The organism is Halomonas sp. SIMBA_159 (assembly GCF_046536035.1).
In the GTDB taxonomy this organism is placed as follows: domain Bacteria; phylum Pseudomonadota; class Gammaproteobacteria; order Pseudomonadales; family Halomonadaceae; genus Vreelandella; species Vreelandella venusta_A.
The window spans coordinates 119,413-136,627 of sequence record NZ_JAWJBT010000011.1 but is presented as its reverse complement, the minus strand read 5'-3'; the positions used below and the strand labels follow the sequence as shown (position 1 = coordinate 136,627).

Here is a 17,215-nt window from a genome sequence, read left to right as displayed (position 1 = left end):
ATGAGTCAGGCCACGAGTGTACGCCTACTCTAAAAGCAACGAACCCACCAAAATAGGTGGGTTCGTCAGCAGTCTGAAATACCGCCGGAAGGCGGTATTTTTTTGCATTGCATTTTGCTCGGTGGATGGGGAGACTTGCACCACCGATTATCGTTAACGTTGTTTAAACCACTGCAAAGAGCCACTACCATGCGCCTAAACGCCGATTTTAGCCACTTTGCCTGTGTCACGCCGGAGCAGTACCGCTGGGTTGCCTCGCCTAGCGCAGGTGTGGAACGAATGATGCTAGACCGCATCGGCGATGAGGTGGCCCGTGCCACGAGCCTGGTGCGCTACGCGCCCAACAGCCAGTTCAACCGCCATACCCACGACGGCGGAGAAGAAATACTGGTATTAGAGGGCGTATTTGCAGACGAGCATGGCCGCTACCCGGCGGGCAGCTACCTGCGCAACCCCATCGGCACCGGCCATACGCCGCAAATTGGCGAAGAGGGCGCGTTGATCCTGGTGAAGCTCCACCAATTCGATGAGAACGACCTGCTTCAGCTCGCCATTCCGGCGCATCGCCTGCCTTGGCAGCCCGACCGCAGGCCCGGCATCACGTATAAAATGCTGCACACCTATCAAAATGAGCGGGTCAGTCTGGAGCGTTGGGAGAGAGATACCACCATTAACTACCCTGCGCTGCCGGGTGGATTAGAACTGCTGGTGCTGGAAGGCTCGCTGTGCGATGCGAGCAGCGAGTATCCGCAAGGCAGCTGGTGCCGCTACCCGCCAGGCGCTGCTCCTGAGCTTCGTGCAGGCCCGCAGGGGGTTATGATGTACGTGAAGCGTGGGCATCTTTCCGACGCCCTCTCCCACGCTAACGCGCCAAGCTAGCGCACCAAACTCATAAACGGCAGCAAGGTCAGCAGCGCAATCAATACCACCGCCACCATAACGAGCGTAACCTGAAACGGATGCGCTAATAAGCGCCGCCATAGCGTGGGCGCTTCATTACGCGCCAGCGCTTCTTCATGGGCTTTTCGGGCATTGGCTTGGCGCTCACTCTGGTACGCAGCCAGCACGTGCTCTGCTTGTTCGCGCTGGGCGGGGTTGCGCAGCCAAATGGCATCGACCCCCAGGCGGAAAAATCCCGCCTGGGTTTCGTACACATCAAAGCCATGCTCATCCAGCAGTTGGCGAACTTCCATGGCCTCTTCGTCGGTGACATGTCGCAACCGAAACAGCAAGTGGGCCATATTAGTCGCCCATCGCTGCCATGCGGTCCGCTTGAATCACTTCGATCCAGTAGCCGTCGGCATCTTTCACGAAGATCACGTCTTTCATCTTGCCTTGGTCGGCACGTTTCACGAAGGTGACGTCGTGCTCGTCAAACCACGCTTGGGCGGCCTCTAAGTCCGGCACGCTAAAGCAGATGTGCCCGAAGCCTTGCGGCTCTGCGTTGCCATCGTGGTAGGCAAAGTCCTGCTCGTTTTCGGTGCCCCAGTTGTGGGTCAGCTCCAGCAGGCCCTTCTGGCTGAAGGTCCAAGCGGTGCGGGCCTGGGTCTCTTCAGGCACGCTGTCGTTGGCTTCTACGTTAGCCAGGAAGTAGAGCGAGAACTGCATCTCTTCAAAGTCCAGCCGCCGCAGCAACTGCATGCCAAACACCTTGGAGTAGAACGCTAGAGCGCGCTCAGGGTCTTTGACCCGCAGCATTGTGTGGTTTAAACGAAAGCCTTCGGTTTGCGGGGCTGCCGGGGCAACGCCTGGGTGCTGTTCACCTTGATACGACATACAACTCTCCTCTTCGGTTTGGGCCATCATTCAAGCAGCGCTGCTATTGCGCAAATTCTTTGACGAACGTATTACTTTGTACAAGGCTTAGACTTTCAACATCGCCCGCCTTCTCACACAGGCTACTGTGTGCTGACGGCACGGCTTATTCCCCCTGTTATGAGGGCGCGGAATGAAGAATTCCAGCCCTTCTCCCAAGGAGCCTTTATGTCCCGTGATCGAAATGTGCTGGGTGAACCGTTAACACCCTGCTGCCACGACCCTAAAACCGGCTTCTATCGCGATGGGTTTTGTCGCGTTGGCCCTGATGATGCGGGCATCCATTCGGTATGCGCGATGGTGACTGAGGAATTTCTCGCTTTCTCAAAGGCGCAAGGCAACGATTTGGTCACACCACGCCCAGCGTATGGCTTTCCTGGCCTAAAACCGGGTGACCGCTGGTGCTTATGCGCGCACCGCTGGGCCGAAGCCGCCCAGGTTGGCTTAGCGCCGCCCGTGATTTTATCCGGCACTAACGAGCGTACTTTAGAGATTATCCCGCTGATTAAATTGCAGCAGCACGCGCTGGATGCCGTGCATTAACGCCCATGGCAGAGCGCGCCGCTGATCATTAGAAAATCGTCACTGGAAAATCTATGCAATCCTTCTACACTTCTCATTCAACATCTTTACATAATGACTAGCGATGCCTCACTGATGGCGTCCTGCAGGAGTGCATCATGACCGCAATCGATATGACCCTTGGCGACCGCCTTACGCTAAAGCAGCTAGCCTATGCCATTCAGAACGGCTTTTCGCCGATTGTTGAAGTGGAGTCCATGGACGGTATCTACAAAGTGCGCTTTCATCATGCCAATGGAGTATCGGATCTGAGCGATACCCATGGTCGAGTCAGTACGTTTCTAGGCACCGGGGAAATTCGCGACACGCTTGGCCAGCTCGGTCTGACCCACGGCGTACTGACCTTCTCAGACCAGTGCGGCGATGAAATGATCGGCGTAACTGGCCGTGCCATCACGCCAGATGAAATGCTCACCTACGGCACCCGCATCGCCTTTCGTTAAGTCTTTCCCGCCAGGGGTTTACAGCCCAGCTTAAGGCTAGGATAGTAGCCACCAACGACAGGGGCGCCGCATAGCGGCTGAGAAGCACCCTTTGAACCTGAACCGGATAACGCCGGCGTAGGGAGTCGTGGTGCTTTTCACCACCTCCTTTGCCGGGAGGATGCTATGACCCACCCACCGCTTGGCGAGATGCTCGCCACATTGCGCGACACCACCCCGCTCGTTCACTGCATGACCAACTATGTCGCGATGAACAGCACGGCTAACCTATTGTTGGCTACCGGGGCCTCGCCCGCCATGCTACACGCCCCGGAAGAAGTGGCGGAATTCACCGCCATTGCAGGTGCGCTCTCGATCAACATTGGTACGATCTCTTCCCCTTGGGCAGCGTCGATGGCGCTTGCCGCACGCGCAGCAAACGAAACCGGTACGCCTTGGGTATTAGATCCCGTCGCCGTTGGTGCGACCTCCTTTCGTCAGCAAGTGTGTACTGAACTGCTGACCCACCAGCCGACGGTTATTCGTGCCAATGCATCAGAAGTGATGGCGCTCGCCGGTCTTGCTAGCCAAGGGCGTGGTGTTGACGCGACGGCAACGACAGAGGATGCCGCCCAAGCCGCCATTGATTTAGCCCAGCAGCAGCGCTGCATCGTCGCGATGACCGGAGAAACCGACTTTATTACCGATGGCACCCACCATTACCGGTTAACGGGTGGGCATTCCATGATGCCCCGCGTGACCACCCTAGGCTGTGGGTTAAGCGCCCTGGTGGCCGGGTTTGTGGCCGCTAACCGAAACGCCCCGCTGGCGGCCACGCTGGCGGCGCTGGCATGCTTCAGCATTGCAGGCAGCCGTGCTGGGCAACAGGCCAACGGGCCGGGCAGCTTTCAAGTGGCGCTCCTGGATGCGCTGTATTCCCTCACGCCGGATGACCTCTCTTCCCTTAGCCAGCTGGAGGCACTGCATGCGGTGTGATCTTTCGCTCTATTTAGTCACCGATGCGGCCCTGTGTGCAAAAGCAGGCCTGGAAGCCACAGTGGAGGCTGCCGTGAAAGGCGGGGTCACCATGGTGCAACTGCGCGACAAACACGCCAGCAACGAGGCGATGACCGCTCAGGCGCAGCGGCTTAAAGCGCTCCTGGCAGGCACCGGTGTGCCGTTAATCATCAACGACCGGCTCAACGTTGCCGTGGCTAGCCAGGCCGATGGCCTGCACGTTGGTCAGAGTGATACGGCCGTTCAGGAGGCGCGCCAAGCGTTGGGGTCACAGGCCATTATTGGGCTATCGATTAATACGCTGGAGCAGTTGCACAACGTCCCCGTGGCGCTGCTGGATTACGTGGGTTTGGGGCCGGTGTTTGCGACCGTCAGTAAGCAAGACCACGCTCAGCCGATTGGCTTTGATGGCTTAGCGACGCTGGCCAGCGCCTGCCCCCTGCCAAGCGTGGCGATTGGAGGTTTAAAAGCGCAGCATGCCGCCCAGGTGAGGGCCACAGGGGCCAACGGCCTTGCGGTGATCTCCGCTATTTGTGGCCAGCCCGACCCTTACCAAGCGGCGCTGGCATTTCGCGCTCTATGATTCAGCTCGACCAGCTAGCGGCCTTTGTCAAAGTGGCAGAGCTTGGCAGCTACACCCGCGCCGCCGAGGCATTAGATCTCTCGCGCACGCGGGTGTCTCGGCAGGTAATGGCGCTAGAGGAAGCACTGGGCGCGCGCTTGATTCAGCGCACCACGAGGCGGCTGCATCTCACGGAAGCAGGCGAGCGCTACTTGGCACGTGCTCAGGTCATACTGCTCGCGTTGGATGAGGCCGCAGCCGATGTAGGCAGTGGCACCAACACCATCAGCGGCCGACTGCGCATTAATGGGCCTATGAGCTTCGGCACTCGCTACCTTGCGCCTCAAGTCGCCGCGTTTATGCAGGCCCACCCCGCCCTAGAGGTGCGGCTAGACCTCAACGATCGCCGCGTGGACCTATTAGAGGAAGGCTACGACCTAGCCATTCGGATTGGCAGCCTGCCCGACTCCAGCCTGATTGCCAAACGCCTCACCCGCTGCCAGCTAGTGTTTTGCGCTTCACCTGAGTATCTCACCCAACACGGCACGCCAGAACATATCGACGACCTTGCCCAGCACCGCTGCCTGCGCTATCGCAGCGGGCAAACGAGCAGCGACTGGCGGCTTGGCAACCAGCTGTTTAGCGTGGCAGGGCCGCTTGAGAGCAACAACGGCGATATGCTGACCCATGCTGCTGAAGCAGGGCTGGGCATTGCCCAACAGCCCAGCTTCTTGGTGACCGAGAACATTGCCAGCGGGCGTTTAGTGCCTATTTTGACGCACCTTCCTCCCACGCTATTGGATATCCACGCGCTCTACCCTGCCAAGCGCTTCCTACCGGCCAAGGTAGTGCGCTTTATTGATCAACTAGCAGATGCGTGGGGCGACCCACCGGTGTGGGAGCGAGAACTGGGATTGTCGCGAAAAACGCAACAGTGAAGTGCGAAAGCGCTGGATTATCTTAGTTGTTCGCCGTCGTACAGTAGTGCTATCGCATCCATGGGAATGCCCACTACCACGAGAGAGCGCTATGACCACTTCATCTGTCACCCCCACGCTAGCATCTGCACTTAACCTTCATGCCACTGCCCTACTGCGCATTAGCCTAGGAGTCATGGCGCTGGCCCACGGCTTGCTGAAAGTATTCGTTTTTACTATTCCGGGTACGGTGGGCTATTTTGAGTCTCTGGGGCTACCAGGGTTTGTGGCCTACTTGACCATTGCTGCCGAAGTAGGCGGTGGCTTAGCGCTACTGTTCGGTGTTTATACTCGCTGGGTCAGCCTTGCGCTGGTGCCCGTGCTGTTAGGGGCCGCCTGGGTTCATTTGGGTAACGGCTGGATGTTCTCGAATGCGGGCGGTGGCTGGGAGTTCCCGGTGTTTTGGGCAGTGGCGCTGCTGGTTCAGGCTGGCCTGGGGAGCGGTAGCTTCGTAATTAACCGCCGCTGGGCATAACGAGCATCGCGTTTCACTTCATCACCCGCTAAAGCGACAGCGTTAGCGGGTATTTGCCGAGGGTCTTCTTATGTTACCTAGTCTGTTTATCTCCCACGGTTCCCCCATGCTGGCGCTCGCGCCGACACCCGCTCATCACTTTTTACGGGAGCTAGGCAGCGCCCTGCGCCCTAAGGCGGTGGTGGTGGTCTCTGCTCACTGGGAAACGCAGTATTTACAGGTCAGCAGCAGCGTACAGCCTGTCACGATGCACGATTTTGGCGGTTTTCCTGACGCCCTGTTTGCTCTTCAATATCCCGCCCCTGGCGATCCTGAGCTGGCCATACGGCTAGCCACGTTGCTGGATGCAACGCCAGTTGAGCGTGGATTAGATCACGGTGCTTGGGTGCCGCTTTCCTTGATGTACCCTAATGCTGACGTGCCGGTGGTGTCGCTGTCGCTGCCTAGCCGCTGGAGCAATACCGCGCTGATGCAGCTGGGGGAGCAGCTGGCGACTCTGCGTCAAGAGGGCATTTTGGTGATAGGGTCAGGCAGCTTGACCCACAATCTCTACGAGCTTCAGCCGCTGAATAGTGAAATGCCAGAGTGGGTGGATCGCTTTGCCGAGTGGGTACATGCCAGGCTGGTGGCAGGGGATCGTGATGCCCTGACCCATTGGCAAGAGGCTCCAGAAGCTAGGCGCAATCACCCTACTCCAGAGCACTTCCAGCCGCTGTTAGTGGCGTTAGGGGCAGGCACTACCGCTACACGACAGCATCACAGCGTGGAGCACGGCGTACTTGCCATGGATGTGTATCAGTTTGCCTAACGGCGAGCGTCCTCGCTTAAGCCGTGGGGCGACGTTTCAAGGTCGTGCGCCGGTCATGATAGGCAATCGCCAACCCGCTCAGCATAATCAGTGCACTGCCCACCCATACCCACAGATCCGGCAACTCTCCCCAGAACCACCAGCCTAGCAGCACGGCCCAGAGCATGGCGGTGTAATCAAACGGTGCGGCAATCGCTGCCGGAGCGTGACGAAAGGCCAGCGTAATAAACGCCGTGGCCCCCACGCCCAAGACGCCAGACACTAAAAACCCCAACCAATGCCAGGGCTGTGGCGTTTGCCATACCCAGGGCAAACTGATGGCGGTAATAACGAGCGGCACCATGGTCATGTAAAACACCATGGCCCAAAGATGCTCGTTGGCACCGTAGCGCCGGGCGGTCACCATCATCAGGGCATAGAAGACCGCTGCGGCCAGCACAATCATCGCCCCTAATTGAAACGCATCGCCGCCCGGGCGAACAACAATCAGCACGCCCACAAACCCCACGAGTGACGCCACCAGTACCGGTGGATCAATACGCTCGCCCAGCAGCGGCACGGAAAGCAGCGTCACAAAAAGCGGTGCCACAAACGCAATCGCAGTGGCTTCTGCCAGCGGCAGCAGGGTTAGCCCCCACACAAAGCACACCATCGTGGCGGTATAGATCAATCCACGCAGCAGATGGACACCTGGGCGCTCGGTGCGTAGCTTGCGCAGCCCGCCGCTAAAATAGGCCAGCAGGGCAATCAAGGGCAGCGATACCAGGGTACGAAAGAAAATAATCTGAAGCGGCGAGTGCACCGCCCCTAACCACTTCGATACCGCATCACCTAGCGCTAAAAACAGCACGCCTAAACACATGCAAAGAATGCCTTTGAGGGAGGGCGTCATGAACATGCTCCTTGTGTTGCTCTTATTATGATTTTGCTCAGTGGGCATCGACCTACAATAAAAAGCCCCGCCAACGAGCCATTGGCGGGGCCTGAACCGCAACAGGGTTAGAGACTGGCGTTAACCACCATGCAATCCATACCTTGCGCCTGAAGCGTTTGGCAGGCTTGGCGCGCCTGGGCTTCGTTAAGCGACACGACACGCGCGCGAAACACCGGGGTTTGCCCTTGATGCTGATCAATCGCGACCTGTCCACCTACGCTGCTGGGTAAGCGCTGAACGGCTTGCCGCGCAAGCTGCTCTGCTTGCGACGCCTGACTAAACGCTCCCACTTGAATGCCCCAACCAGCAGGCGCTGACTGACCGGAAGAAGACGCTGTTGCTAACACGCGCTCTTGCTCAATAAAGGCTTGAAGCGGATCCTGAGAAGCAGTCTCCGGCCTTTCTTCACGATCTTGCTGTGCCTGAATCAGCTGAGCCTCCACGTTTTGGGCTGACATATTGGAGGCTGTATTTGCAGACACAGAGGCCGCAGAGGAAGGTCGCGTTGGTGATAGCGAGGTGGCGGACATACTAGCCATCATAGGCTGCGCGGCAGGCAAAGCCCCAGGAGATTGAGGGCGTGGCTGTGAAAGTGGCTGAGCAGGCCCCGCAAAGCCCATAAACTCGTTGGAGAAACTGGTGCTGGCCAGCCAAGAGCGCTGGTCACGTAGCGATGCCCGCATAAAGCTGCGGTCTAGTAGATCCGCCATATGGGTATCGCGGGACGATGAGCTAAACCCGCCCATGACCACCGCCACCATACGGCGGCCATTATGCACGGCGGTCGTCGCCACGTTAAAACCCGAGGCACGAATAAAGCCGGTCTTCAGACCGTCTGCGCCGGGGTAATCGCGCACTAAACGGTTATGGCTGGTATGGCGAGTGCCGCGATAGGTGAATTCCTGCAAACCAAAATAGTGGTAGTACTGGGGAAAATCCTGCATCACGCGCACCGAGAGCGTCAGCATATCCCGCGCGGTGGTCATTTGCTGGTCGTCTGGCAAGCCTGAGGCATTACGGAATGTGGTGCCATTCATACCCAGCTCGCGGGCTTTCGCCGTCATTAAGTTGGCAAAGCGCTGCTCGCTGCCGCCCAACGCTTCCGCAACCACCACCGCCACGTCATTGGCTGAACGCACTGCCAAAGCACGTATAGCAGTATCCACCGGGATAGAACTGCCAGCCGACAGCCACAGTTTGGTCGCAGGCATGGCCGCTGCCTGCGCAGAGACAGACAGAGGCTGATTGAGACTTAACGTGCCGTTTTCTAACGCTTCAAACGTCAGATATAGCGTCATCATTTTGGTTAACGAGGCGGGATAGCGCGGCTCATCAGCATTTTCGGCATACAGCACTTCACCGTTTTCAAGGTCGACGACGATACCCGCGTAGCGCGGATTCGCGTGGGCACTCGTGCTCCCAATCAACGTCACGACCAGCATTACCAACCACCACTGACATACCCAAGGCACTGCGCCCATTCCGCGTGTTGTTGCCATACCGACCTCTTACTGATTGATCACCCCGCCCGATACGCTGACACTCTCCACGGCGGCTGCTTTAGCCTAGCATGCCTACCATAGAAATTGAGCCTCCCTCAGTTGATTCAGTCGAATCAGCTGAATCGCCACAATACGCTTTGGTTTACTCATCGTACAGACGTAAAAAAACCGACCCTAAAGGGCCGGTTTTCATTGTGCCTGAAAGAAGGAGTAGTACTTACTCAGCTACTGCTTCTTCTTCAGCTACCGGACGGTCTACTAGCTCAACGTACGCCATAGGCGCGTTGTCGCCGGTGCGGAAACCGCACTTGAGAATACGGATGTAGCCACCCGGACGCTCAGCGTAACGCGGACCCAGCTCGTTGAACAGTTTGCCGACGGCTTCTTTGGAGCGCGTACGAGCAAACGCCAGACGGCGGTTTGCAACGCTATCCTGCTTAGCCAGGGTGATCAGCGGCTCGATAACGCGACGCAGTTCCTTGGCTTTAGGCAGGGTTGTCTTGATAACTTCATGTTCGACCAGCGAGACAGACATGTTTTTAAACATGGCCTGACGGTGCGAGCTGGTACGATTCAGATGACGACCACTCTTACGATGACGCATGGTTGTGATTCCTTACCAAACTGGGACTCAAGTCGACACTCACGCGGAGGCCTTGTCGTCCTTCAGGCTAGCGGGTGGCCAATTTTCCAGCCGCATACCGAGGGACAAGCCACGCGCCGCCAATACATCTTTGATTTCATTCAAAGACTTTTTACCGAGGTTCGGGGTCTTCAACAGCTCAACTTCTGTGCGCTGAATCAGATCACCGATGTAGTAAATATTCTCGGCTTTTAGGCAGTTCGCGCTGCGTACGGTCAACTCAAGATCGTCTACGGGGCGCAATAGGATAGGATCAACATGATCCTCTTCCTCTTCGACTTCCTGCTCTTTGTCAGCTTCCAGGTCGACGAAGGCGGCCAGCTGCTCTTGCAGAATGGTCGCACTGCGACGGATAGCCTCTTCCGGATCCAGGGTACCGTCAGTTTCCAGATCGATAATTAGCTTATCGAGGTCGGTACGCTGCTCAACACGAGCGGCTTCGACCGAGTAGGAAACGCGGCGAACAGGGCTGAAGGTGGCATCCAGCTGCAGGCGGCCAATAGCACGGGTCTCTTCATCAGAGCCACGAGCGTCAGCCGGTTCGTAACCACGACCCAGCGCTACCTTAAGCTGAATTTTCAGCTCGGCACCTTCATTGACATGTGCAATGACGTGGTCCGGGTTGACGATTTCGACGCTATGATCAAGCGCAATGTCGCCAGCGGTGACGACGGCTGGGCCCTGCTTGTTCAGCGAGAGCACCGCCTCATCGCGGCTGTGCATCTTGATCGCAACATCTTTCAAGTTCAGGAGGATTTCGATGACATCTTCCTGCACCCCTTCGAGTGCACTGTATTCGTGCTCTACACCGGCAATTTCAGCCTCTACCACGGCAGCGCCGGGCATGGATGAAAGCAGAATGCGACGAAGTGCATTCCCCAGGGTGTGGCCAAAGCCGCGCTCGAACGGTTCGAGGACGATTTTGGCATGATGTGCGCTGATTTCTTCGACCTTGATGTCGCGAGGACGAAGAAACTCTGTCACTGAACGCTGCATATGAACACCTTTCAGGCTGCCAAACGGATACTGAGTACTCTAAAGCAAGATACTCAAGAGCATCTGGGCGGTTAGCTTTGCTATCCCGCCCAGGCCTCAAGAAGCAGAAACGTACATCAAACTGCTTACTTGGAGTACAGCTCGACGATCAGGTTTTCGTTGATGTCGGCAGTCAGGTCACCGCGTTCAGGCAGAGCCTTGAAAGTGCCTTCCATCTTCTTGGCGTCGATTTCGATCCAAACGATATCGCCACGGTTGGCAGCAATGCTCAACGCGCTTTGAATACGAGCTTGGTTCTTCGCCTTTTCGCGAACAGATACCACGTCACCCGGCTTCACTTGGTAGGAAGCTACGTTAACGGTGCGGCCGTTCACGGAAATCGCCTTGTGGCTGACCAGCTGACGCGCTTCAGAGCGAGTCGAGCCGAAGCCCATACGGTAGACGACGTTATCCAGTCGGGATTCAAGCAGCTGCAACAATACCTCACCCGTCGCGCCTTTCAGGCGAGCGGCTTCTTTGTAGTAGTTGCGGAACTGCTTTTCGAGTACGCCATACATACGACGTACTTTCTGCTTCTCACGAAGCTGCAAGCCGTAGTCGGAAAGACGCTGACGACGCTGGCCGTGTACACCCGGGATTTGCTCGGATTTACACTTTTTCTCGAAGGGAGTCACACCACTCTTCAGGAAGAGGTCGGTGCCTTCACGACGAGACAGTTTGCACTTCGGTCCAATATAACGAGCCATGAATCTGTCTCCTTAAACGCGGCGTTTCTTCGGCGGACGGCAGCCATTATGGGGAATGGGCGTCGCGTCTACGATGCTTTGCACGCGGAAGCCGGCGGCATTCAGTGCACGCACGGCGGACTCACGACCGGGACCTGGGCCTTTGACCAGTACGTCTACGTTTTTCACACCATACTCGGCTGCAGCAGTCGCTGCACGTTCACTTGCTACTTGAGCAGCGAACGGGGTGCTCTTGCGAGAACCACGAAAACCCGAACCACCGGCTGTTGCCCAAGAAAGAGCATTGCCCTGGCGGTCTGTGATCGTCACGATCGTGTTGTTAAAAGAGGCATGGATGTGCGCTACGGCGTCCACTACCTGCTTTTTAACCTTTTTACGGTTACTACGCGGGTTAGCCATGTTGATGTCTATTCCTGTCTTAACGTCAGCTCTCTATTAAAGAGCCTGCGTGTTATTTGCGGATCGGCTTACGCGGGCCCTTACGGGTACGCGCGTTAGTCTTAGTCCGCTGACCACGCAGCGGAAGACTACGACGATGACGCAGACCACGGTAGCAGCCTAAGTCCATGAGACGCTTAATGTTCAGCGTAACATCACGACGAAGGTCGCCTTCTACGGTGTACTTACCAACTTCAGAACGCAGGGTATCCAGCTCATCGCCAGACAGATCCTGGATCTTGGTAGTCAGCTCGATACCGGCAGCAGCACAGATGTGCTGAGCGCGAGTACGGCCAATCCCGAAGATATAGGTCAGCGAGATCGCCGCATGCTTGTTGTCCGGGATATTGACGCCTGCAATACGGGCCATCAGCTTACTCCGAAATTTGAGCGGCTTGCTCGTTTATTCATCTACAAAAGGCGCAACAGCATACCCCTTTAAGAGCCCTAAGGCAAGGGGTATGCCGGCACCGGCTTAATACAGCCCAGGTTTAGCCCTGACGCTGTTTGTGCCGCGGTTCGATGCAAATGACGCGAACAGCGCCATTGCGACGAATAATCTTACAGTTACGGCACATCTTCTTTACGGAAGCTCGAACTTTCATCGTTCTCTCCAATTCGCAACGGCGCGCCTCAGCGCATGATGCCGCCGCTACCGTAGCCTTTCAGGTTGGACTTCTTCATCACTGAGTCATATTGATGCGACATGAGATGCGACTGCACCTGGGCCATGAAGTCCATGATGACCACTACCACGATCAGAAGCGACGTGCCGCCGAAGAAGAACGGTACGTTCCACGCTACGATCAGGAACTGGGGCATCAAGGAAACCGCAGTGATATACAAGGCACCGAACAGAGTGAGACGAGTCATCACTTTGTCGATATAGCGAGCGGTCTGCTCGCCGGGGCGAATGCCCGGCAGGAAGGCGCCTGACTTTTTCAAATTGTCAGCCACATCCTTGGGGTTGAAGACCAGCGCTGTGTAAAAGAAGCAGAAGAATACCACTGCCGCCGCGAAAAGCAAGATGTAAAGCGGTTGGCCGGGGCCTAACGCTTGCGATGCACGCTGCAACCACTCCATTCCTTCGCCAGCACCCACCCACTGGCCAATTGAGGCCGGGAAGAGAAGAATACTGGAAGCAAAGATAGCTGGGATAACACCCGCCATATTCACTTTCAAGGGCAAGTAGCTGCTTTGGCCTGCATACATCTTATTGCCAACCTGGCGTCGCGGGTAATTCACTTTGAGGCGGCGTTGGCCACGCTCAATGAACACCACAAACGCTACGGTAGCAATACCTAGCACTGACAGCGCTAACAGCGGAAGAACATTCCAGGCCCCTTCATTGCGAGCAAGCTCAAACGCTTGCCCCACGGCACTGGGCAGCCCAGCGACGATCCCTGCGAAGATCAGCAGCGAAATGCCGTTGCCGATACCCTTCTCAGTGATCTGCTCACCTAGCCACATCATAAACACCGCGCCCGACACAAAGGTGATGATCGCAGTGAAATAGAAGCTGAAGTCAGCGCTGTACGCGATGCCTTGGCTAGCCAGACCTACGGACATGCCGGTAGCCTGGACAAGTGCCAGTATCACCGTGCCGTAGCGGGTGTACTGGCTGATCTTGCGGCGGCCAGCCTCACCCTCTTTCTTGAGCTGTTCAAGATGAGGGGAGACCGCAGTCATAAGCTGCATGATAATCGACGCCGATATATAAGGCATAATGCCCAAGGCGAGGACGCTCATGCGTTCCAGGGCGCCACCCGAGAACATGTTAAACATGCCCAGGATGGTGCCCTGTTGCTCCCTAAACAAGGCAGCAAGCTGGTCAGGATTGATACCGGGAACGGGAATGTGGGCACCAATACGGTACACCACGATGGCGAGGAGCACGAAGCGCAAACGCGCCCACAGTTCACTCAGACCGCTGCCCATCGCCGGCATATTTCCTGACTTGGCCATTTAGTCCTCTACCTTGCCGCCAGCGGCTTCGATCGCTTCACGGGCACCTTTGGTGACCTTGATACCACGAACGGTAACCGCCTTGTTCAGTTCGCCAGAAAGGATGATCTTCGCGTGCAGCGTAGCATCCTTCAGCACGTTGGCTTGCTTCAGAGTTTCCATAGTGACTTCGTCACCGGCAACTTTGGCAAGCTCAGCCAGGCGTACTTCTTCAGATACCAGCGACTTAGCAGACGTGAAGCCAAACTTCGGCAGACGACGCTGCAGCGGCATCTGACCGCCTTCGAAACCAGGCTTGACGCTGCCGCCACTGCGAGATTTCTGACCTTTATGGCCACGGCCACCGGTCTTACCAAGACCGGAACCGATACCACGACCAACGCGCTTTGCAGCGTGTTTGGAGCCCGGTGCCGGACTCAGGGTATTGAGTTTCATGGATTACTCTCCCTCAACGCGCACAAGGTAGTTCACCTTGTGGACCATGCCGCGAACGGCAGGGGTGTCTTCCAGCTCAACCGTATGACCGATGCGACGCAGACCCAGGCCCTTCATAGTAGCCTTGTGCTTGGGCAAAACGCCGATGGTGCTGCGGATCTGAGTGACCTTGATCGTTGCTGCCATGGTGCCTTACCCCGTGATCGCTTCGACAGACAGACCGCGCTTGGCGGCGATGTCTTCCGGTCCTTGCATGGCAGAGAGACCTTTCACAGTCGCTCGTACCACGTTAACCGGGTTGGTGGAACCGTAGCACTTGGCCAGTACATCGTGAACGCCGGCCAGCTCTAATACAGAGCGCATGGCGCCACCAGCGATGATACCGGTACCTTCAGAAGCCGGCTGCATGTACACCTTGGAAGCACCGTGACGGGCTTTTACCGGGTACTGAAGCGTATGGCCTGCAAGGTTAACCTTGACCATGTTGCGACGAGCTTGGTCCATCGCTTTTTGGATTGCGACCGGCACTTCACGCGCCTTGCCACGACCAAAACCGACACGACCTTTACCATCACCAACGACGGTCAGTGCGGTGAAGCCGAAAATACGACCACCCTTGACCACCTTGGCGACGCGGTTGACCTGCACTAACTTCTCTTGCAGATCACCGCTTTGCTGTTCGTTCTTCGCCATCGTAAAAACCCTTTAGAATTCCAGGCCGCCTTCACGAGCGGCGTCGGCCAGAGCCTTGACGCGACCGTGATACTTAAAGCCAGCACGGTCGAAGGCCACCTGGGTGATGCCTGCTTCTTTAGCGCGCTCGGCAATCAGAGCACCGACCTTAGAGGCCGCGTCTGAGTTACCGGTCGCACCCTCACGCAGTGCTTTGTCCAGCGTAGAAGCGCTGGCCAGCACCTTGCCACCATCCGGCGAGATAATCTGCGCGTAGATGTGACGCGGGGTACGGTTGACGCACAGGCGATACACGCCCAGCTCGCGGATCTTGGCGCGAGCGCGGCGGGCACGACGGAGACGAGATTCTTTCTTCGCGTTCATAACCCTGCCTTACTTCTTCTTGGCTTCTTTGCGACGCACCTGCTCGTCGGCGTACCGTACACCTTTGCCTTTATACGGCTCTGGCGGACGGAAGGCGCGGATTTCCGCGGCGCACTGACCGAGCATCTGCTTGTCCGCGCTTTTCAGCACGATCACGGTGTTTTTCGGCGTTTCCGCTGTAACACCCTTAGGCAGTTCGTAGTCGACCGGGTGCGAGAAGCCCAGTGAAAGATTGAGCGTCTGGCCCTTAGCTTGGGCACGATAACCGACGCCAACAATTTCGAGAGTTTTTGTGAAACCCTCGGATACGCCCGTTACCAGGTTCTGAACCAAGGCGCGGGTAGTACCGGCCATTGCCCAGCTCTTGGCAGACTCACTCGGGGCGAAGGTCAGCTGACCATCTTCCTGACCGATCACCACGTCTTGGTGAACAGTCATAGACAGTGTGCCCTGGCCGCCTTTGGCGGTCAGCTGGTCGGCATTGATTTTAATCTCAACGCCGGCAGGCACTTTAACCGGATATTTCGCTATGCGGGACATTCCAGCCTCCTAGAATACGGTGCAGATGACTTCGCCACCGACGCCTGCTTGGCGCGCGGCACGATCGGTCATGACACCATTAGAGGTGGTGACAATCGCGATACCCAGACCATCGGCGACCTTAGGCAGGTTGTCCTTGCCCTTGTACTGGCGCAGAGACGGCTTGGAAACCCGCTGAATGTGCTCAATAACCGGCTTACCCTCAAAGTACTTGAGAGTCACGGTGAGCTCGGGTTTAACGCCTTCAGCCACCGTAAAGTCGGTAATGTAGCCTTCTTCCTTTAGCACTCGGGCCACTTCAACTTTCAGCTTGGAGGACGGCATGGTAGCCGTCTCCTTGGTGGCCATCTGCGCATTGCGGATACGGGTAAACATATCCGCCAGAGTGTCTTGCATGCTCATTTAATGTGCGCTCCTGATGATTCTACGTAGCGTTACCAGCTGGACTTTTTCAGACCAGGGACGTCGCCACGCATGGCGGCTTCACGCAGCTTGTTACGGCCGAGGCCGAACTTGTTGTAAAAACCGTGCGGACGGCCAGTCACGCGGCAGCGGTTACGCTGACGCACCGGGCTTGAGTCGCGCGGCAGTTGCTGCAGCTTCAGCGTCGCCTCGAAACGATCTTCTTCAGAAGCGTTCACGTCCGAGATGATTTTCTTGAGCTCTGCGCGCTTAGCCGCAAACTTCTCGACTAGCTGAGTACGCTTGAGCTCACGCTCTACCATACTTTTCTTAGCCATGATCCAACCCTTATTTCTTGAACGGGAAGTTCAGTGCTGCAAGCAGCGCACGACCTTCCTCGTCGGTGTTGGCGGTAGTAGTGATAGTGACGTCCAGCCCCCGTACGCGATCGATTTTATCATACTCGATCTCTGGGAAGATGATCTGCTCACGCACACCCATAGAGTAATTGCCGCGACCGTCAAAAGACTTCGGATTGAGACCACGGAAGTCACGCACGCGAGGAATCGCAATGTTCACCAAGCGGTCCAGGAAGTCCCACATACGCGCGGAGCGCAGTGTTACTTTGATACCGATCGGCCAACCTTCGCGCACCTTGAAGCCCGCGATGGACTTACGTGCTTTAGTCACCAGCGGCTTTTGACCAGAGAGCTTCTCCAGATCGCCGATGGCGTTGTCGATCAGTTTTTTATCACTGACCGCTTCGCCGATACCCATGTTCAGAGTCACTTTCGTGATCCGTGGTACCTGCATTACGTTGGCGTAGCTGAACTGCTCTTTGAGTTGAGCCACCACCTCGTTTTGATAACGTTCTTTCAAGTTCGCCATTTTGCTACCCGA

The 17,215-nt window shown here is 56.8% G+C and carries 27 protein-coding genes and 1 riboswitch; of the genes, 8 read left to right on the top strand and 19 right to left on the bottom strand.

Annotated elements, in window-relative coordinates; genetic code table 11:
* Window positions 1-189 precede the first annotated feature (189 nt).
* Window positions 190-879, top strand: a complete 690-nt coding sequence (locus R0J87_RS09165; protein WP_498885686.1) for a cupin domain-containing protein — start codon at window positions 190-192, stop codon at window positions 877-879.
* On the opposite strand, the gene R0J87_RS09160 is transcribed toward R0J87_RS09165, so the two are convergent.
* The gene (locus R0J87_RS09160; protein ID WP_404464817.1) at window positions 876-1,241 is read right to left on the bottom strand and encodes a DUF6164 family protein; all 366 of its coding nucleotides are present in this window, start codon (window positions 1,239-1,241) and stop codon (window positions 876-878) included. The genes R0J87_RS09165 and R0J87_RS09160 overlap by 4 nt on opposite strands.
* Before the next feature lies 1 nt (window position 1,242).
* Window positions 1,243-1,776 (bottom strand): lactoylglutathione lyase, encoded by a 534-nt coding sequence (gene gloA / locus R0J87_RS09155; RefSeq protein ID WP_498885684.1) that lies wholly within the window; start codon window positions 1,774-1,776, stop codon window positions 1,243-1,245.
* Window positions 1,777-1,983: 207 nt separating this feature from the next.
* On the opposite strand from gloA, the gene R0J87_RS09150 reads away from it, so the two are divergent.
* The 7 genes from R0J87_RS09150 (at window position 1,984) to R0J87_RS09120 (ending at window position 6,658) form a co-directional block, all read left to right on the top strand.
* Window positions 1,984-2,358: a DUF2237 family protein gene (locus tag R0J87_RS09150; RefSeq protein ID WP_404344532.1), complete on the top strand. Its 375-nt coding sequence runs from the start codon at window positions 1,984-1,986 to the stop codon at window positions 2,356-2,358.
* Between the two features lie 137 nt (window positions 2,359-2,495).
* On the top strand, window positions 2,496-2,840 hold the full coding sequence (locus R0J87_RS09145) for a hypothetical protein (RefSeq protein ID WP_404344531.1): 345 nt from the start codon (window positions 2,496-2,498) through the stop codon (window positions 2,838-2,840).
* 49 nt (window positions 2,841-2,889) lie between these two features.
* Window positions 2,890-2,981, top strand: a riboswitch (TPP riboswitch).
* Window positions 2,982-3,005: 24 nt separating this feature from the next.
* Entirely contained in the window at window positions 3,006-3,815 is an 810-nt protein-coding gene (gene thiM, locus R0J87_RS09140; RefSeq protein WP_498885682.1) for a hydroxyethylthiazole kinase, read from the top strand.
* Window positions 3,805-4,419 (top strand): thiamine phosphate synthase, encoded by a 615-nt coding sequence (thiE, locus tag R0J87_RS09135; RefSeq protein WP_498885680.1) that lies wholly within the window; start codon window positions 3,805-3,807, stop codon window positions 4,417-4,419. The genes thiM and thiE overlap by 11 nt, the downstream gene beginning before the upstream one ends.
* On the top strand, window positions 4,416-5,336 hold the full coding sequence (locus R0J87_RS09130) for a LysR family transcriptional regulator (RefSeq protein WP_498885678.1): 921 nt from the start codon (window positions 4,416-4,418) through the stop codon (window positions 5,334-5,336). Before thiE ends, R0J87_RS09130 begins: the two co-directional genes overlap by 4 nt.
* A 91-nt stretch (window positions 5,337-5,427) precedes the next feature.
* A complete protein-coding gene (locus R0J87_RS09125) occupies window positions 5,428-5,850 on the top strand; it encodes a DoxX family protein (RefSeq protein WP_404344527.1) in 423 nt (140 codons plus the stop codon).
* Window positions 5,851-5,920: 70 nt separating this feature from the next.
* Window positions 5,921-6,658, top strand: a complete 738-nt coding sequence (locus tag R0J87_RS09120) for a DODA-type extradiol aromatic ring-opening family dioxygenase (protein WP_498885676.1) — start codon at window positions 5,921-5,923, stop codon at window positions 6,656-6,658.
* Between the two features lie 16 nt (window positions 6,659-6,674).
* On the opposite strand, the gene R0J87_RS09115 is transcribed toward R0J87_RS09120, so the two are convergent.
* From R0J87_RS09115 to rplE, 17 genes are all read right to left on the bottom strand, one after another.
* Entirely contained in the window at window positions 6,675-7,550 is an 876-nt protein-coding gene (locus R0J87_RS09115; protein WP_498885674.1) for a DMT family transporter, read from the bottom strand.
* Between the two features lie 107 nt (window positions 7,551-7,657).
* Window positions 7,658-9,034 (bottom strand): serine hydrolase, encoded by a 1,377-nt coding sequence (locus tag R0J87_RS09110; protein ID WP_498885694.1) that lies wholly within the window; start codon window positions 9,032-9,034, stop codon window positions 7,658-7,660.
* A gap of 277 nt (window positions 9,035-9,311) precedes the next feature.
* Complete coding sequence (gene rplQ / locus R0J87_RS09105) at window positions 9,312-9,698, bottom strand: 50S ribosomal protein L17 (protein ID WP_062363025.1); 387 nt, start codon at window positions 9,696-9,698, stop codon at window positions 9,312-9,314.
* Window positions 9,699-9,737: 39 nt separating this feature from the next.
* A complete protein-coding gene (locus R0J87_RS09100) occupies window positions 9,738-10,733 on the bottom strand; it encodes a DNA-directed RNA polymerase subunit alpha (RefSeq protein WP_016915790.1) in 996 nt (331 codons plus the stop codon).
* Between the two features lie 125 nt (window positions 10,734-10,858).
* Entirely contained in the window at window positions 10,859-11,479 is a 621-nt protein-coding gene (gene rpsD / locus R0J87_RS09095) for a 30S ribosomal protein S4 (protein WP_127063231.1), read from the bottom strand.
* Window positions 11,480-11,491: 12 nt separating this feature from the next.
* The gene (rpsK, locus tag R0J87_RS09090) at window positions 11,492-11,878 is read right to left on the bottom strand and encodes a 30S ribosomal protein S11 (protein ID WP_009099028.1); all 387 of its coding nucleotides are present in this window, start codon (window positions 11,876-11,878) and stop codon (window positions 11,492-11,494) included.
* A 52-nt stretch (window positions 11,879-11,930) separates the two neighbouring features.
* Complete coding sequence (gene rpsM, locus R0J87_RS09085) at window positions 11,931-12,287, bottom strand: 30S ribosomal protein S13 (protein WP_311065883.1); 357 nt, start codon at window positions 12,285-12,287, stop codon at window positions 11,931-11,933.
* 121 nt (window positions 12,288-12,408) lie between these two features.
* Complete coding sequence (gene rpmJ / locus R0J87_RS09080) at window positions 12,409-12,522, bottom strand: 50S ribosomal protein L36 (RefSeq protein ID WP_009099023.1); 114 nt, start codon at window positions 12,520-12,522, stop codon at window positions 12,409-12,411.
* 28 nt (window positions 12,523-12,550) lie between these two features.
* On the bottom strand, window positions 12,551-13,882 hold the full coding sequence (gene secY / locus R0J87_RS09075; protein WP_054640906.1) for a preprotein translocase subunit SecY: 1,332 nt from the start codon (window positions 13,880-13,882) through the stop codon (window positions 12,551-12,553).
* The gene (gene rplO, locus R0J87_RS09070) at window positions 13,883-14,317 is read right to left on the bottom strand and encodes a 50S ribosomal protein L15 (protein ID WP_162217886.1); all 435 of its coding nucleotides are present in this window, start codon (window positions 14,315-14,317) and stop codon (window positions 13,883-13,885) included.
* Between the two features lie 3 nt (window positions 14,318-14,320).
* A complete protein-coding gene (gene rpmD / locus R0J87_RS09065) occupies window positions 14,321-14,503 on the bottom strand; it encodes a 50S ribosomal protein L30 (protein ID WP_188640068.1) in 183 nt (60 codons plus the stop codon).
* A gap of 6 nt (window positions 14,504-14,509) precedes the next feature.
* Window positions 14,510-15,010, bottom strand: coding sequence for a 30S ribosomal protein S5 (gene rpsE, locus R0J87_RS09060; protein WP_188640069.1), 501 nt, complete (start codon window positions 15,008-15,010; stop codon window positions 14,510-14,512).
* A 12-nt stretch (window positions 15,011-15,022) separates the two neighbouring features.
* Window positions 15,023-15,373: a 50S ribosomal protein L18 gene (gene rplR / locus R0J87_RS09055; protein ID WP_008959159.1), complete on the bottom strand. Its 351-nt coding sequence runs from the start codon at window positions 15,371-15,373 to the stop codon at window positions 15,023-15,025.
* A gap of 9 nt (window positions 15,374-15,382) precedes the next feature.
* Window positions 15,383-15,913, bottom strand: coding sequence for a 50S ribosomal protein L6 (rplF, locus tag R0J87_RS09050; protein ID WP_404344523.1), 531 nt, complete (start codon window positions 15,911-15,913; stop codon window positions 15,383-15,385).
* 9 nt (window positions 15,914-15,922) lie between these two features.
* The gene (rpsH, locus tag R0J87_RS09045; protein ID WP_009723892.1) at window positions 15,923-16,315 is read right to left on the bottom strand and encodes a 30S ribosomal protein S8; all 393 of its coding nucleotides are present in this window, start codon (window positions 16,313-16,315) and stop codon (window positions 15,923-15,925) included.
* 32 nt (window positions 16,316-16,347) lie between these two features.
* Window positions 16,348-16,653, bottom strand: coding sequence for a 30S ribosomal protein S14 (rpsN, locus tag R0J87_RS09040; protein WP_188640070.1), 306 nt, complete (start codon window positions 16,651-16,653; stop codon window positions 16,348-16,350).
* Window positions 16,654-16,663: 10 nt separating this feature from the next.
* The gene (gene rplE / locus R0J87_RS09035; RefSeq protein WP_054640904.1) at window positions 16,664-17,203 is read right to left on the bottom strand and encodes a 50S ribosomal protein L5; all 540 of its coding nucleotides are present in this window, start codon (window positions 17,201-17,203) and stop codon (window positions 16,664-16,666) included.
* Window positions 17,204-17,215 lie beyond the last annotated feature (12 nt).

Excerpts from the sequence above, each read along its gene's own strand:
- R0J87_RS09165 (WP_498885686.1), top strand. The coding sequence starts at position 190 with ATGCGCCTAAACGCCGATTTTAGCCACTTTGCCTGTGTCACGCCGGAG.
- R0J87_RS09160 (WP_404464817.1), bottom strand. The coding sequence starts at position 1,241 with ATGGCCCACTTGCTGTTTCGGTTGCGACATGTCACCGACGAAGAGGCC.
- gloA (WP_498885684.1), bottom strand. The coding sequence starts at position 1,776 with ATGTCGTATCAAGGTGAACAGCACCCAGGCGTTGCCCCGGCAGCCCCG.
- R0J87_RS09150 (WP_404344532.1), top strand. The coding sequence starts at position 1,984 with ATGTCCCGTGATCGAAATGTGCTGGGTGAACCGTTAACACCCTGCTGC.
- R0J87_RS09145 (WP_404344531.1), top strand. The coding sequence starts at position 2,496 with ATGACCGCAATCGATATGACCCTTGGCGACCGCCTTACGCTAAAGCAG.
- thiM (WP_498885682.1), top strand. The coding sequence starts at position 3,006 with ATGACCCACCCACCGCTTGGCGAGATGCTCGCCACATTGCGCGACACC.
- thiE (WP_498885680.1), top strand. The coding sequence starts at position 3,805 with ATGCGGTGTGATCTTTCGCTCTATTTAGTCACCGATGCGGCCCTGTGT.
- R0J87_RS09130 (WP_498885678.1), top strand. The coding sequence starts at position 4,416 with ATGATTCAGCTCGACCAGCTAGCGGCCTTTGTCAAAGTGGCAGAGCTT.
- R0J87_RS09125 (WP_404344527.1), top strand. The coding sequence starts at position 5,428 with ATGACCACTTCATCTGTCACCCCCACGCTAGCATCTGCACTTAACCTT.
- R0J87_RS09120 (WP_498885676.1), top strand. The coding sequence starts at position 5,921 with ATGTTACCTAGTCTGTTTATCTCCCACGGTTCCCCCATGCTGGCGCTC.
- R0J87_RS09115 (WP_498885674.1), bottom strand. The coding sequence starts at position 7,550 with ATGACGCCCTCCCTCAAAGGCATTCTTTGCATGTGTTTAGGCGTGCTG.
- R0J87_RS09110 (WP_498885694.1), bottom strand. The coding sequence starts at position 9,034 with ATGCTGGTCGTGACGTTGATTGGGAGCACGAGTGCCCACGCGAATCCG.
- rplQ (WP_062363025.1), bottom strand. The coding sequence starts at position 9,698 with ATGCGTCATCGTAAGAGTGGTCGTCATCTGAATCGTACCAGCTCGCAC.
- R0J87_RS09100 (WP_016915790.1), bottom strand. The coding sequence starts at position 10,733 with ATGCAGCGTTCAGTGACAGAGTTTCTTCGTCCTCGCGACATCAAGGTC.
- rpsD (WP_127063231.1), bottom strand. The coding sequence starts at position 11,479 with ATGGCTCGTTATATTGGACCGAAGTGCAAACTGTCTCGTCGTGAAGGC.
- rpsK (WP_009099028.1), bottom strand. The coding sequence starts at position 11,878 with ATGGCTAACCCGCGTAGTAACCGTAAAAAGGTTAAAAAGCAGGTAGTG.
- rpsM (WP_311065883.1), bottom strand. The coding sequence starts at position 12,287 with ATGGCCCGTATTGCAGGCGTCAATATCCCGGACAACAAGCATGCGGCG.
- rpmJ (WP_009099023.1), bottom strand. The coding sequence starts at position 12,522 with ATGAAAGTTCGAGCTTCCGTAAAGAAGATGTGCCGTAACTGTAAGATT.
- secY (WP_054640906.1), bottom strand. The coding sequence starts at position 13,882 with ATGGCCAAGTCAGGAAATATGCCGGCGATGGGCAGCGGTCTGAGTGAA.
- rplO (WP_162217886.1), bottom strand. The coding sequence starts at position 14,317 with ATGAAACTCAATACCCTGAGTCCGGCACCGGGCTCCAAACACGCTGCA.
- rpmD (WP_188640068.1), bottom strand. The coding sequence starts at position 14,503 with ATGGCAGCAACGATCAAGGTCACTCAGATCCGCAGCACCATCGGCGTT.
- rpsE (WP_188640069.1), bottom strand. The coding sequence starts at position 15,010 with ATGGCGAAGAACGAACAGCAAAGCGGTGATCTGCAAGAGAAGTTAGTG.
- rplR (WP_008959159.1), bottom strand. The coding sequence starts at position 15,373 with ATGAACGCGAAGAAAGAATCTCGTCTCCGTCGTGCCCGCCGCGCTCGC.
- rplF (WP_404344523.1), bottom strand. The coding sequence starts at position 15,913 with ATGTCCCGCATAGCGAAATATCCGGTTAAAGTGCCTGCCGGCGTTGAG.
- rpsH (WP_009723892.1), bottom strand. The coding sequence starts at position 16,315 with ATGAGCATGCAAGACACTCTGGCGGATATGTTTACCCGTATCCGCAAT.
- rpsN (WP_188640070.1), bottom strand. The coding sequence starts at position 16,653 with ATGGCTAAGAAAAGTATGGTAGAGCGTGAGCTCAAGCGTACTCAGCTA.
- rplE (WP_054640904.1), bottom strand. The coding sequence starts at position 17,203 with ATGGCGAACTTGAAAGAACGTTATCAAAACGAGGTGGTGGCTCAACTC.